The sequence below is a fragment of the Actinotignum saccati genome (assembly GCF_051265055.1).
Lineage (GTDB): Bacteria > Actinomycetota > Actinomycetes > Actinomycetales > Actinomycetaceae > Actinotignum.
Map to the genome: position 1 here is coordinate 63303 of NZ_JBOZCC010000005.1, position 13805 is coordinate 77107.

General features: G+C 59.2%; 13 protein-coding genes. All 13 read left to right on the forward strand.

Annotated features, from left to right (window positions below; genetic code table 11):
• Positions 1–71 precede the first annotated feature (71 nt).
• Complete coding sequence (gene clpB, locus ACRQEC_RS05670) at positions 72–2699, forward strand: ATP-dependent chaperone ClpB (protein ID WP_284896182.1); 2628 nt, start codon at positions 72–74, stop codon at positions 2697–2699.
• A 282-nt stretch (positions 2700–2981) separates the two neighbouring features.
• On the forward strand, positions 2982–3299 hold the full coding sequence (locus tag ACRQEC_RS05675) for a hypothetical protein (RefSeq protein WP_284890047.1): 318 nt from the start codon (positions 2982–2984) through the stop codon (positions 3297–3299).
• Between the two features lie 78 nt (positions 3300–3377).
• The gene (locus tag ACRQEC_RS05680) at positions 3378–4103 is read left to right on the forward strand and encodes a hypothetical protein (protein ID WP_284890046.1); all 726 of its coding nucleotides are present in this window, start codon (positions 3378–3380) and stop codon (positions 4101–4103) included.
• 9 nt (positions 4104–4112) lie between these two features.
• Positions 4113–4838, forward strand: coding sequence for a hypothetical protein (locus ACRQEC_RS05685; protein WP_284890045.1), 726 nt, complete (start codon positions 4113–4115; stop codon positions 4836–4838).
• 25 nt (positions 4839–4863) lie between these two features.
• A complete protein-coding gene (locus tag ACRQEC_RS05690) occupies positions 4864–5616 on the forward strand; it encodes a hypothetical protein (RefSeq protein ID WP_284890044.1) in 753 nt (250 codons plus the stop codon).
• Between the two features lie 3 nt (positions 5617–5619).
• The gene (locus ACRQEC_RS05695) at positions 5620–6345 is read left to right on the forward strand and encodes a hypothetical protein (protein ID WP_284890043.1); all 726 of its coding nucleotides are present in this window, start codon (positions 5620–5622) and stop codon (positions 6343–6345) included.
• Between the two features lie 9 nt (positions 6346–6354).
• Positions 6355–7080 (forward strand): hypothetical protein, encoded by a 726-nt coding sequence (locus tag ACRQEC_RS05700; RefSeq protein ID WP_284890042.1) that lies wholly within the window; start codon positions 6355–6357, stop codon positions 7078–7080.
• Positions 7081–7103: 23 nt separating this feature from the next.
• The gene (locus ACRQEC_RS05705) at positions 7104–7829 is read left to right on the forward strand and encodes a hypothetical protein (protein ID WP_284890041.1); all 726 of its coding nucleotides are present in this window, start codon (positions 7104–7106) and stop codon (positions 7827–7829) included.
• Between the two features lie 58 nt (positions 7830–7887).
• Positions 7888–9177, forward strand: a complete 1290-nt coding sequence (locus ACRQEC_RS05710) for a peptidoglycan-binding protein (RefSeq protein ID WP_435734859.1) — start codon at positions 7888–7890, stop codon at positions 9175–9177.
• A complete protein-coding gene (locus ACRQEC_RS05715) occupies positions 9177–9824 on the forward strand; it encodes an ABC transporter ATP-binding protein (protein ID WP_016441826.1) in 648 nt (215 codons plus the stop codon). Before ACRQEC_RS05710 ends, ACRQEC_RS05715 begins: the two co-directional genes overlap by 1 nt.
• Positions 9821–10909: an FtsX-like permease family protein gene (locus ACRQEC_RS05720; RefSeq protein WP_284890039.1), complete on the forward strand. Its 1089-nt coding sequence runs from the start codon at positions 9821–9823 to the stop codon at positions 10907–10909. The genes ACRQEC_RS05715 and ACRQEC_RS05720 overlap by 4 nt, the downstream gene beginning before the upstream one ends.
• 134 nt (positions 10910–11043) lie before the next feature.
• The gene (locus ACRQEC_RS05725; RefSeq protein WP_284890038.1) at positions 11044–11763 is read left to right on the forward strand and encodes an FMN-binding negative transcriptional regulator; all 720 of its coding nucleotides are present in this window, start codon (positions 11044–11046) and stop codon (positions 11761–11763) included.
• 148 nt (positions 11764–11911) lie between these two features.
• Positions 11912–13393, forward strand: coding sequence for an amidase (locus ACRQEC_RS05730; RefSeq protein ID WP_320768932.1), 1482 nt, complete (start codon positions 11912–11914; stop codon positions 13391–13393).
• The last annotated feature ends 412 nt before the right edge of the window (positions 13394–13805 follow it).

The following is a 13805-nucleotide window of genomic DNA, read 5'->3' on the forward strand; positions in this document are numbered from 1 at the left end:
AAAGCTTGCGTTGCAATGAGTGGATCGGCGAAGTGGTGAACAGGTAGCCGCCGCCGATGTAAGGAGTTGTCATGGATAAACTAACAACGAAGTCGCAGGAAGCTTTGGCGCAGGCCATTCGCACGGCGACGGATGCGGGGAATCCCCAGGTGGAGCCGGTGCATCTTCTCAGCGCGCTGCTCGCCCAGGAAGGTGGGATTGCCCTTGCCCTGCTCGAAGCTGTGGGGGCTAATCGGGTGGAGATCGCGGAGCGGGTATCCGGGGCGCTGGCTTCGCTGCCGCGTTCGGCGGGGGATTCGGTGCAAAATCCCGGGGCGTCGCGCCCGCTCTCGCGGGTGATTTCGGAGGCCGGCAAGGAAGCAACTAGTTTGGGCGATGCCTATATTTCTACCGAGCATCTCCTCATGGCGATTGCGGCTTCGCAGTCCCAGGCGGGGGAGATCCTCCGGAACGCGGGTGCCTCGCATGAGGCACTGCGGGCTACCCTACCGCGCGTGCGCACCTCGAAGGTGGATAGTGCGGATCCGGAAGGCACGTTCCAGGCCCTGGAGAAATACGGTCAGGATCTCACCGCGATGGCTCGGGAAGGGAAAATGGATCCGGTGATCGGCCGCGATAGCGAAATTCGCCGCGTGGTCCAGGTCCTTTCTCGGCGTACCAAGAATAATCCGGTGCTCATCGGGGAACCGGGTGTTGGGAAAACCGCCGTTGTGGAGGGTTTGGCGCAGCGCATGGTCAATGGCGATGTGCCGGAATCTTTGCGCGGTAAGCGGCTCATCCAATTGGATGTGGCCGCGATGGTGGCCGGTGCAAAATACCGCGGTGAATTCGAGGAACGCTTTAAGGCTGTCCTGAATGAAATCAGGGAGGCTGCGGGTGAAATCGTTACCTTTATTGATGAGATCCATACCATCGTGGGGGCCGGTGGCGGTTCCGAAGGTGCCATGGATGCCGGAAATATGCTCAAGCCGATGCTCGCGCGCGGGGAATTGCGGCTCATTGGTGCTACCACCTTGGATGAGTACCGCGAAAATATTGAGAAGGACCCGGCTTTGGAGCGCCGTTTCCAGCAGATTTTCGTGGGTGAACCCTCGGTGGAAGATACCATCACAATTTTGCGTGGTATCGCCCCGAAATACGAGGCGCACCATAAAGTGACAATTACGGACGGTGCTCTTGTTGCCGCGGCGCAGCTCTCGAATCGGTATATTACCGGCCGTCAGCTTCCCGATAAGGCCATTGATCTTATTGACGAAGCGGCTTCCCGCCTGCGCATGGAATTGGATTCTTCCCCGGAGGAAATCGATGTGTTGCAGCGCCAGGTGGATCGCCTCACCATGGAGGAGTCCTATCTTTCTGAAACGCAGGACGACGACGCAGCTACCGCCGACCGCCTAGAAACTATCCGTGCGGAATTGGCGGACCGCAAAGAAGAATTAGCTGCCCTGACGGCTCGGTGGGAAAATGAGAAGGCCGGGCGCAACCGGGTGGGTGATTTGCGCGTCAAGCTTGATGAGCTGCGCACCGAGTTTGAGTTAGCGGTCCGCGAGGGCCGGTATGAGGATGCTGGGCGGCTCCAAAATGGCGATATTCCGGAGGTGGAACGCCAGATCGCGGCGGCGGAAGCAGCCGAAGCGGATGGCCAGGCTCGCGATCATGAACCGATGATTGCCGAGCGGGTGGATTCTGAGGAAGTTGCCGAAGTGGTGGCGGCCTGGACGGGTGTGCCAGTGGGTAAACTCATGCAGGGCGAAACGGAGAAACTCCTCCATATGGAGGAGGAAATCGGGCATCGCCTTATTGGTCAGCAGGATGCGGTGCGGGCGGTTTCTGATGCGGTGCGCCGTTCGCGCGCCGGGGTGCAGGATCCGAACCGGCCCGATGGTTCCTTCCTCTTCCTCGGGCCTACGGGTGTGGGGAAAACGGAGTTGGCGAAGTCGCTGGCGGACTTTATGTTCGACGACGAGCGCGCCATGGTGCGTATCGATATGTCGGAGTACGCCGAAAAGCACTCGGTTTCGCGGCTGGTCGGGGCACCTCCGGGATACGTGGGCTATGAGGAAGGCGGCCAGCTCACCGAAGCGGTGCGGCGGCGGCCTTACTCGGTGATTCTGCTTGACGAAGTGGAAAAGGCCCACCCGGATGTGTTCGATATTCTGCTCCAGGTTTTGGACGACGGGCGCCTCACGGACGGCCAGGGCCGCACCGTGGACTTCCGCAATACCCTCCTTATTCTGACCTCGAATTTGGGTTCTCAGGCTTTGGCTGATCCCACGATGGATGCGGCGGCCCAATATGACACGGTCATGGCTGCGGTGCGGGCGCACTTCAAGCCGGAGTTCCTCAACCGCTTGGATGACGTGATTGTTTTCCATCCGCTGAGCATGGAGGAAATCGGCAAGATTGTGGACCTGCAAATCACGCAGTTGGAGCAGCGGCTGGGTGAGCGGCGGATGCATCTGGATGTGAGCCCGGCGGCGCGCGATTACCTGACGATGGACGGATATGATCCGGCCTACGGGGCTCGCCCGCTACGCCGGCTCATCCAGCGGGAAATCGGTGACCAGCTGGCCCGCATGATCCTCGCAGGTGACGCTCATGACGGGGATACCATCCGGGTGGATACCCGGGAAAATGCCACGGCCAGTGGTGGGACTTCGGGCCGTAGCTATGCCCTGCGGCTCAGCACTGAATCCTAATAACTAAATTGCCCTATCTACGTCCGGGGTGTGCCGAAGCGGCACACCCCGGACCTGCTGTTTCGGTGAAGCGTGGTGGCAGCGATGCCATTGAGTGGGATATTGCGACAGGTGTGCCGTTAAATGCGATGCCGGTGCACCCGATGTGGTTGCCGAAATTAAGTGGCGCCAAGGTATTGACAGATCATTAACGCATCCTTTAGCGTAGCCTTAACGGTGCTCATTCGAGCGTCGTTAAGGGTCACAAGTCCCAACCTTTCAACGGTGAAAAGGAGGCAGATCATGAAGACTATCCGAAAAGTAGGTGCTGCATTCGCGGCAACACTGCTATCAATCGTGGCGTTTATGCCATCAGCCAGTGCTATCCAGGTGGGTGGCTACAAGAAATGTAACTTCAACCAGGCTCATGTTGGTGTGTATGCAAAGCAGCAAACCTCGGAGTACATGGTGGTAAAAGTCCGAAGTGACGTGCTTTACAATGAGGCGGGTCGGTTTGAAGTGAGCGTTGTTTCTAATCACTTCAATGGTAATTGGAGTGCTGCGGCACCGGAGCTCCTTCGTGCACCTACCCACGCTACCTGCACCCCAATAGACTGGTAGATCTTATCTCATACGTGTGTGGTGGCGGGGAAGCGCTGTCTTCCTCGCCACCACAAGTATCACGAAGGAGGGTGGCTTATGAAGTGTAAAATGTTGGCCGTTTTCTTTGTCGCTCTTATGGTGGTGGGGGGTTGTAGCAATAGTGGTTCCAATTCCGGAAGCGTGGGAGAATCTGGGAATGAAGCGGCTGCGGCTTCAGCATCCGAATGGGATCCAAATAGTTGGAAGGCGAAGATCAAGATTTCGCCGCGCTATCACACGGAGGAAGAGAAACTCGCTTATCGCGCGCAGTGGCTAAAACGTCACGCGGAGTTTTTGGAAATTGAAACTCCGCCGGATGTTCCGCTTGTGGAATGGCAAGAATCTCTGGAATTGATGGATAATAAGAGTGCCGAATGCTTCAGGGAAAGAGGTTTTAGCGCTCATGCGATACCGCAGGGCGGAGTTCTTTTTAACCCAGCTGTTCCGGAGTCTCAATATGAGGCGTATAAAATTGCTGCGTACGAGTGCCAAGCGATGTATTTTCCTAATCCGGAATTTCTCACCAATTGGTCAGAAGATCAATTGAGGGTGATATGGGATTACTGGGACGAGTACTATATTCCCTGCTTGGCCGCGCATGGGTTTACCGTCGATACTTCCGAGCGGCCTGCCCGAGAAACATATGTTGAAACATTTCACACTGATGCCGTAAACCGATGGTTCCCCAGCAACGACGGAGCTCTCCTGACCCAGATTCCACCCGAGGTATGGAAAACCTGTCCGAAGACTCCTCCAGCTTCCCAGTTTTATGGCTTGGAATGAGGTACGGCCATGAAACATAAGATTGGATCTGCTCTCGGACTTGTATTTACAGTACTGACTGGCTGTGCTGCTGGCGGTTCTGATTCCGGAACCGCTGGCAATACTGACAGCGGAATGGCAGTGTCCGCTGCATCCGAATGGAATCCTAATTCTTGGACCTCTGACATAGAGATTCCTCCTAAATTCACCACGGAGGATGAGAAGTTCGCTTTTCGGGACCAGTGGTTACGGAGGAATGCGAAATCCATGGGGCTTTCTGATCCCCCGGATATTCCTCTTGTTGCGTGGCAAAACGTATCGCAGGAACGCAATGAAAAACTCGCCGAGTGTTATCGGCTTAAGGGATTCAGTGCTCATGCTCGCCCCCAAGGCGGCCTCTTGTTTGATCCAGCTGTTCCCGAAGCACAAAACGAATCTTTTAACTTGGCGACACACGAGTGTTATTCGAAATACTTTCTCGATCCCGAGTTTCTTGCAAATTTGACCGAGGATCAGTTGCGGGTGCAGTGGGATTATTGGGATGAATACTATATTCCCTGCTTGGCAGCGCATGGTTTTGTTGTTGATACGTCCGAGCGTCCGGCTCGGGAAACGTATGCTACGACGTTTTACTCTGATGCTGAGCATCGCTGGTGGCCGGATAATAAGGGTGAGCTTTCTTTCCGAATCACTCCGGAAGTTATGAAGGTATGTCCGGAAAGGCCGCCAATTACAGAGTTTTACGGGATCGATTGATTTACCGTAGATATGGGGTGTCGTCGTGGAAAAACTCGTGGGCCGTGTCGAGCTCGGACGTTGGCGTCTCGGGTACTTCGGGTGCATTCTTGTGCTGCTTCTTGCGGGATGCGTGGTTGCTGATAATTCCACTAAGACCGCGAGTTCGCATTCTACTGACGCTCTCTCGGCAGGATGGAATCCGGATTCTTGGACATCTGATATAGAGATTTCTCCTAAATTCACTACGGAGGAGGAAAAATTCGCTTTTCGGGACAGGTGGCTACAACGCAACGCAGAGTTTATGGAATTGAAAGATCCTCCTAGTGTTCCTCTTGTTGAATGGCAAAAATCTCTGGAACTTTTCGATAATAAAACTGCAGAATGTATGAGGGGTAAGGGTTTTGGGGCGCACGCTGCTCCCCAAGGCGGCATCACTTATGACCCGGCAGTGCCAGCAGCACAGCGGAAAGTGTTTGATTTATCCCTGTATGAGTGTCAAGCGATGTACTTTCCTAATCCGGAATTCCTTGAGAATTTGACAGAGGATCAGTTGCGGGTGCAGTGGGATTACTGGGACGAGTATTACATTCCTTGCTTGGCGGCTCACGGCCTTACTGTCGATACTTCCGAGCGTCCCGCGCGGGAAACCTATGTCGCGAAGTTCCATACTTATCCGGAGCGCCGCTGGTGGCCAGACAACGGAGGATCATTACTACTTCAAATTCCCCCTGAGGTGTGGAAATCGTGCCCGGATATCCCTCCAGCATCTGAGCTTACGGTTTGGAATGAGGCGTGAGAGATGAGAAACAGGATTTTGTGTACCTTTAGTTCCTTATTCATTGCGGTGGGTGGTTGTGCAAGCGGTAATTCCGATTCGGGAAGTTTGGGAGAAGCTGGCAGCGAAGTGGCTGCGGCTTCAGCGTCTGAATGGGATCCGAATACCTGGAAAGCGAAAATCAAGATTTCACCGCGCTATCACACGGAGGAAGAGAAACTTGCTTTCCGCGCGCAGTGGCTGAAACGTAATGCAGAATACTATGGGATTGAAGCTCCCCCGGATGTTGCTCTTGTTGAATGGCAAAACTCTGTGGAATTGATGGATACCAAGCACGCCGAATGTTACAGAGAAAAGGGGTTTAGTGCCTATGTTCCCCCTCAGGGCGGAGTCGCTTTTGACCCGGGTATTCCAGAATCGCAAGAAGAGGCGTACGACCTTGCCTGGTACGAGTGTTATGCGAAGTATTTTCCGAATCCGGAATTCCTCACCAATTGGTCAGAAGATCAATTGAGGGTGATATGGGATTACTGGGATGAGTATTATATCCCTTGTTTGGCCGCGCATGGATTCAAAGTCGATACTTCCAAGCGCCCGGTTCGGGAAACCTATGCCACGACGTTTTACAGTGATGCTGAGCATCGTTGGTGGCCAAATAACGGAGGATCTCTTGAATTCGAAATCCCTCCGGAGGTGTTAAAGGTTTGTCCGGAGATTCCTCCCGCTTCCCAGTTTTATGGCGTGGAATGAGATACGACCGTGAAACATAAGATTGGATCTGCTCTCGGGCTTGTCCTTACAGTGCTGACTGGCTGTGCTGCTGGCGGTTCTGATTCCGGAACCGCGGGCAATGCTGACAGTGAATTAGCAGCGTCCGCTTCATCTGAATGGAATCCGGGTTCATGGAAGTCTGATATAGAGATTTCTCCTAAGTTTACAAGTGAGGAAGATAAGCTAGCTTTCCGGAAACGCTGGCTGGAGCGTAATGCCGAGACGATCGGAGTTACGAACCCACCTGATATTGCTTTAGTTGAGTGGATGGATTCTCCGCGCGCGGACAATGAAAAGAATGCGGAATGTTTGCGGAGTAAAGGGTTTTCCGCTGAGGTTGCCCCGCAGGGGGGAATTCTGTTTGATCCTCCGATCCCTGAATCGCAGCAGGAGGCTTTAGGTATGGCGGCCTATGAATGTAAATCGATGTACTTCCTTAACCCAGAGTTTCTTGCGAATTTGACAGAGGATCAGTTGCGGGTGCAGTGGGATTATTGGGATGAATACTATATCCCCTGCCTGGCGGCACATGGATTCACAGTTGATACTTCCGAGCGTCCGGGTCGGGAAACCTATGTTGCTAAGTTCCACACCGATCCGGAGCATCGTTGGTGGCCGGATAATAAGGGTGAGCTTTCTTTCCGAATCACGCCGGAAGTTATGAAGGTGTGTCCGGAAAGGCCACCGGCGACAGAGTTTTATGGGATCGACTGATCTGCTGGCGATAGGGGTGTTGCATGAAGCGTAGAGTTCTACCTGTTTTTAGTTCGCTACTCATAGTGGTGGGCGGTTGCGCTGCGGGTGGTTCCGATTCTGGAAGTGCCGGTGCAACCAGTCACGGCACCGCTGTGGCTTCGGTATCTGACTGGGATCCGACTAGTTGGAAAGCGAAGATTGAAATCTCGCCACGCTACACCACTGAGGAGGAGAAGCTTGCCTTCCGAGAACGATGGTTGAAACGTAATGCGGAGTTCTTGGGAATTGACGATCCTCCCGATGTTCCTTTGGTTGAGTGGCAAGAGTCATCGGAACAGTCGGATATCAAAATGGCTGAGTGTTTGACCAACAAGGGTTTTGGATTCCACGTCAATCCCCAAGGTGGGGTCGCTTCCAATGGGAGTATTCCAGAATCGCAAGAGCAGGCATATAAGTTAGCTAGTTACGAATGTGATGCGATGTATTTCCTCAATCCGGAATTTCTTACCGACTGGTCGGAAGATCAATTGCGGGTGGTCTGGGACTACTGGGATGAATACTATATTCCCTGCCTTGATGCGCATGGTTATAAGGTTGATATCTCCAAACGTCCCGCTCGGGAAACCTATGTTGCTAAGTTCCATACCGATCCGGAGCACCGCTGGTGGCCTAATAATGGGGGATCTCTTGAATTCCAGATCCCCCTGGAAGTGTGGAAAGTTTGCCCCAGTGACCCTCCTGCCACAGAGCTCTATGGCATAAAATAACCCCATGATGTTTACCATTCACGTGTAATCGCGTGGCTACCACGAAAGGCGTGCTGCCATGAACAAGAAAATAACTCAGATCCTCGCGGGTGTGATAACACTCCTCCTCGTGGCGGCACTGGCATTCTGGGCGGGCCGCACCACCCTGAAACCCCCGGAGCGGATCACCCAAACGGGAGCGGAGACAATGACCGTCACCGTAACCGAGCAAAATATTGGCCGCACCCTCACACTCTCCACCACGGTAGAACGCGCGGCACAACCGGTTGCCGTGAACCAGCTCAACGGCACCATCACCTCCGTTGCCGCGGACGGAGAATTCCACGCCGGCGACACTCTCTACACCGTCGGAAATACCGAGGTAATCGCGGCAGAAGGTTCCACTCCCTTCTGGCGGACCCTCGCCGAAGGAACCGAAGGTGAGGACGTCTCCCAATACCAGCGGCTCCTCGCTGCCCTTGGCTACTCACGCACCGTGGCAGATGGGAAATTTGGCCCCGCCACCACCGCGGCAACGAAAGCGTGGCAAAAAGCGCGCGGGCAGGAACAGGGCGGCGTCGTCGGCCTGGGAGAACTTGTGGCAGTGCCGCAACTCCCAGCTGCGCTCACCCTGGACCGCAGTATTGCCTGGCCCGGTGCGGCCCTGAACGGAAGTGAAAATATTATTAACTCGGTGTCCGGAACGCCCAGTTTTTATATGGAAATCACGCGCGAACAGCAGGCCATGGTTCAGCCGGGAATGGGTATTCGCGTGAAGCTGGGTGAACAGCCCCTCATCGGTATTACCGGTGAGCCGGAGGAAACAGAAGGGGGCCAGGTCAAGGTCCCTGTTACCGCGGAAGATGGCGGGCTGCTGTGCGGCACTCGGTGCGGGGAATTGCCGGCCAGCCAAAAAGCATATCTCCTTACCGATATTGAGATTGTGCCCGCGGTGACCGGGCCTACCGTGCCGGTCTCCGCGCTGTCTACGATGCCGGATGGGACCGTGAGCGTGAGGGTCGTGGGGGAGGCCGCGCCCCGCACTGTCACGGTTCAGACTGTGGCCGGCGGCCTGGCGGTTGTTGAGGGCGTGCGGGCCGGGGAAAGCGTGTATGCGTTGGCCGATGCGAAGAAGGTCGGCGCGCCCGGTGGGGCCGACACGTCTGGTGGTTCCGGCACCCCCGGTGGGGCCGGCGTGCCGAGCGGATCCGGAGCGCCCGGCGGTTCCGGCGCTGATACCGGCTCCCGCGAAGGCACAGGAACCGGCCCCGGCGCAGATTCGGGCACGGACACGAGCGGAGGCTCAGAAACCGACCCCAGCGCAGATGCAGAAACCGATGCCACCCCGAGCCCGGAAAGCACGAAATAATGGACGCGCCCGGTATCGCCACCCGTGAGCTGCGCTTCCGCTACCGGAAAGGCGCCGAAGAACTCTTCGACGGCCTCACCCACGTTTTCGCCCCCGCCGCCATTACCGCGGTGACCGGGGCCTCGGGGCGCGGCAAATCCACCCTGCTCTACCTCCTCGGGCTCACCCTCACGCCCAGCTCCGGGCAGGTCCTTATCGACGGCGCGGCCGCCAGCGAGCTCACCGACCGGGAACGCTCGCGCCTGCGCGCCCGCCGCATCGGCTTCGTTTTCCAAGATTCCGAACTTGACCCCACCCGGCCCGTCCTCGATTCCGTGATGGAACCCGGGCTTTACGCGGGCCATTCGCTGGCCGCCACCCGCACCCGCGCCCGCGAACTCCTGGCCGGCCTGGGCCTGGAGCACCGCGCCGACCACCGGCCCGGGCAAATCTCCGGCGGGCAGGCCCAGCGCGTGGCGGTCTGCCGCGCCCTCGTCAATTCCCCCACCTTCATCTTGGCCGACGAACCAACCGGAAACCTCGACCCGGATAATGCCAACCTCGTGCTCGGCGCCCTACGCGAAGCAGCGGAATCCGGATGCAGTGTCATTATTGCCACCCACGATCCCACGGTGGTCAATGCGGCAGATGAGGTGGTGCGGCTATGAAATTCGCTGTTCTGCTACGCGAAGGCGCGAAAAATGCGCGCGGGGCCCTGGTCACCACCATCTTGGTGGCCCTGGTGCTCGGGGTGATGTGCGCGGCGTCGCTCGTGACGGTGGGCCGCCAGGCCGCCACCGAAGCCGAGCTGCACCGCCAGCTCACCGGCCCGCAAGCCCGCCAGCTCACCCTTATCGATCAACAAAACGCCGGGTTGCTCCCCGAAGCTTTCCTGGAAACCCTGCACGGCACCTCCGGGGTGGCCGGGGTAGTGGGATACCGGAGCACGGTGGACGTGGTCAATGGGCCGCTCGGCCCGGCCTCCCAACTGTTCGCCCTGGTGGAAACCGGCGGAGACATCTCCAAAATAATTACATTAACAGCCGGGCGTTATCCCGGCCCGGGAGAAGCCATCGTGCCCGAAGCCATGCTGCCGCAGCTGCGCCTGGCCTTCCCCAGCGGATACGTGGAATCGCGCGGTGGGCGGCAGTGGGCCGTGGTCGGCTCCTTCACCCCCAGCGGAGGATTCGAGGACCTCGATAATTACCTCCTGGCCGGGGGCGGCTCGGGCGCCTACGTGCGGGTCACCGCGCTGGCTAACGACGCCGAAAATATTGCTGCGGTCACCGATGTTGCCCTCGCGGCCATCGGGGATTTCGACCCCGCCAAACTCATTATCCGCAGCTCCGTCAGCCAGGCGAAACAGGGCGTGGCCGTGACCGGGCAGGTTGCGGGCATGGGCCGTGCCCTCCTCATCCTCATTCTCGGGGTGGGGGCGCTCTTCATCGCCGCGGTGGTGCTGGCCGACGTGCTTATCCGCCGCCGCGACCTGGGCCGGCGCCGCACCCTCGGCATTACCCGCGGCGGACTCGTGGCCTTGGTGATCGCCCGCATCGCTTACCCGGCCGTGGGCGGCACCGCGCTGGGCATCGCCGCGGCCTGGAGTTATTGCCGGCTGAGCGGCAACCCGGTCGCCCTCGATTTCTCGGTGGCGGTGGGGGTGCTCGCGGTGCTCGTAGCGCTGCTCGCCTGCATTCCCCCGGCAATTTTCGCGGCCTACCGTGACCCGGTGGAGGTCATGCGCACGCCGTAGCCGCGCCCTGTAGCCGCCTTGCATGCGGCGCGTTCTGCGGTAACGGCCCGCGCAGTACGGTTCTCCCGCGGTACCGGTCCCGCCAGGCATCGGTCCCGGGCGGCGGGAGAGCCGCGCGCATTACACTGGCTGTCATGTACGTGGCGAGTCGTTTTGCGTTGGAACCGGAACGTGCGGTGGAACTAGCTGCCCAAATCGGGGTGGGAGAACTGATAACGGCCGGCCCGCGCGGCCTGGATGCCACCCTCCTTCCTTTTAATATTAAGTACGACGACGCCGGCAGCCTCCACCTCCACAGCCATATGGCACGTATTAATCCCCAAGCGGGCGATAGCGGGCCCTGCCTCATGGTGGTTACCGGGCCAAATACCTATATATCACCCTCCGATATGCCACCCGGCCCGGCAGATGCGCCGCTGGCCCGGGTTCCCACCTGGAATTACCTCACTGTGCACCTGCGCGGCGAGCTCACTATCCACGAGGATCCCGCCTGGCTCATCCCCACCCTGCGAGAATTAGTAGACACCCACGAAATTGCCCACCACGGCGGCACCTGGCGCCCCGATACCCACGCGCGGCCTGACCAGCTGCGCCGCATGTTGCGCGCCATCGTGGGCGTGGATATTAAAGTCACGGAGATTATTGGCAAGGCCAAGCTATCCCAGAACTTATCCACGGAGGAGATTGCCGCCACCGCCGCCAGCTTGCGGCGTCGTCGTGAAAAAAATGCCGCCACGCACATAGCCGAGCTGATGGAAAACCTGGCCATCCCTACCGCCGCGGCGCGCGAAGAAGCCGTGGAACGGGCGAAACACGGCCCCTGGGCCGCTCGCGCCGGCACCGAAACCGAATAGCGGCGCGCGGAAAGCGAAGAGAAGCGCAGCGAAACCGAATAGCGGCGCGCGAAGGGCGCGGAGAACCGCATCGAAACCGAAGAGAACCGCAGCGAAACTTAATATGCCACCGGCGGCAAACGTGCCCTATCTCACGTACACTGTGAGCATGGCATTTCTTGAGGAGAACGTGGACCCCCTGGATCTTTCTGCCGTGCAGCTGGCGCGGCGGATGCGCACCGGCCGGCTGGATCCCGTCGCGCATACCGAACGGGTGCTGGAACGGGCCCGCAGCCGCGGTGCCGCGGTGGGGGCATTCACGCATATCGCAGAAGAATTCTCGCTTCGGCAGGCCCGCGCCGCCGCCGCGCAACTGAAAGAGGGCAGGGGCGGGCCGCTCACCGGGGTGCCTTTCCCCATCAAAGACCTCGACGACGTGGCCGGCCTGCCCACCGAATACGGCTCGCAGGCCATGCGCGGAAACATCGCCACCACCACCGGCGGGGTCGCCCAGTCCATCCTGGACGCCGGCACCGTGACCATCGGAAAAACCACCACCCCGGAATTCGGATTCGTCGGCTACACCGAACCAGCCGGCCTCACTCCCGCGCGCACCCCCTGGGACCTGGCCCGCAGCGCCGGCGGATCCTCCGGGGGAGCGGCCGCGGCGGTTGCGGCCGGCGTGGTCCCCATCGCGCACGGGAACGACGGCGGCGGCTCGGTCCGCATTCCCGCCGCGCACTGCGGGGTACTCGGCATCAAACCCAGCCGCGGGCTGGTCTCGCCCGGACCCGGGTCCTCCTTCTTCTCCGATAGCGGGCTGGCCACCGCCGGGGTGCTGGCTCGCACCGCCCGTGATTTAGCGGCCGGGCTCGATATTATTGCGCGGCGCCGGCCCGGGGATTGGAGTCCCTACCCGGGAGTGGGGGACTACCTGGCCACCCTGGATGCGGAATTCGGGTGCGGGCCGCAATCGCGCAGCCGGGCGCTGGCCCTGGCTGACCTGCGGGTGGGGGTGCTCACCGAACCCCTCAATGTTGATACCGAGATCCACCCCGCCTGCCTGGACGCGGTGGCGCGAGCCGCGGAAGATTTCCGTGCTATGGGTGCGCGGGTGGAGCAGATCGCGCGGCCCTTCGGGCCGGAAGCCTGGCAATCCTTTATGCCGATCTGGCAGGCGGGTGCTGCCGCCATCCCGCTCCCGCCCGAACGCGAGGAACTCCTCACCCCGATGAGCCAGTGGCTGCGCGCTCGCGGGCGGGAAGCCACCGCGCCGCAGCTCATGGATGGCTTGCAGGGAATGTACGCCATTGCTCGGCGCATGGGGGAGGCTTTCGCGGATTATGACGTGATTGTGAGCCCGGCGCTCGGCACCCCGCCGGCCGATCCCGCCTGGGTATGCTGCCCTGATGATCCGGCTGAAGATTTCCGGCGCCAGTGCATTGTGAGTCCGTGGACCAGCTCCTGGAATATGTTTGGGCCGGCCGCGGTAGCCATCCCGATCCACCGCGCAGACGTAGATGGCACGGAGTTACCCTTCGGGGTGCACGTGGGTGCCACCCGCTTCGGGGAAGAACAGCTGTTGCTCTCTATTGCCGCGGCCTTGGAGACCCTGGATCCCTGGCCGCTGATTCGGCAGCCGCGCCAGTAATCGGGTGTGCCGTGAGCGCGCGGTGGGCCGCGTGGGATCTTCCGCGCGGCCCGTTCTGCGCGGCGGTGCCGTGTCCTCTTCCGCGCGCCGAATTTTAAGCGCATAAATATCAATGCCCTAACGGAAGTGTTCACGTTGTGGACGCTCTGGACCGATGCGCACCATTCTTTGCGATGATAGCCCGCATCCGGTATTCCCACGCGTCACGCACTGCCGGTCTATCGCTCAAGGGTGAGAGGCTGAGCGGGAGGGGTGCATAACTTCTCCACTGGTTGGTAGATATGCGCGGCGGGGTGGGGAGGCTGCGCCGTGTGCGCCGTCGCCCTACCTCTCCCGAACCCTGGCCTCCGTGCAGGAATGACAACACCGGATTCCCCGACGGGATCCCTCCCGTCACGAAGTTAGGAGAAGG

Coding starts and splice junctions, on each gene's coding strand:
- ACRQEC_RS05720 (WP_284890039.1), top strand. CDS start 9,821: ATGAAATTCGCTGTTCTGCTACGCGAAGGCGCGAAAAATGCGCGCGGG.
- clpB (WP_284896182.1), top strand. CDS start 72: ATGGATAAACTAACAACGAAGTCGCAGGAAGCTTTGGCGCAGGCCATT.
- ACRQEC_RS05725 (WP_284890038.1), top strand. CDS start 11,044: ATGTACGTGGCGAGTCGTTTTGCGTTGGAACCGGAACGTGCGGTGGAA.
- ACRQEC_RS05730 (WP_320768932.1), top strand. CDS start 11,912: ATGGCATTTCTTGAGGAGAACGTGGACCCCCTGGATCTTTCTGCCGTG.
- ACRQEC_RS05675 (WP_284890047.1), top strand. CDS start 2,982: ATGAAGACTATCCGAAAAGTAGGTGCTGCATTCGCGGCAACACTGCTA.
- ACRQEC_RS05715 (WP_016441826.1), top strand. CDS start 9,177: ATGGACGCGCCCGGTATCGCCACCCGTGAGCTGCGCTTCCGCTACCGG.
- ACRQEC_RS05695 (WP_284890043.1), top strand. CDS start 5,620: ATGAGAAACAGGATTTTGTGTACCTTTAGTTCCTTATTCATTGCGGTG.
- ACRQEC_RS05685 (WP_284890045.1), top strand. CDS start 4,113: ATGAAACATAAGATTGGATCTGCTCTCGGACTTGTATTTACAGTACTG.
- ACRQEC_RS05710 (WP_435734859.1), top strand. CDS start 7,888: ATGAACAAGAAAATAACTCAGATCCTCGCGGGTGTGATAACACTCCTC.
- ACRQEC_RS05680 (WP_284890046.1), top strand. CDS start 3,378: ATGAAGTGTAAAATGTTGGCCGTTTTCTTTGTCGCTCTTATGGTGGTG.
- ACRQEC_RS05705 (WP_284890041.1), top strand. CDS start 7,104: ATGAAGCGTAGAGTTCTACCTGTTTTTAGTTCGCTACTCATAGTGGTG.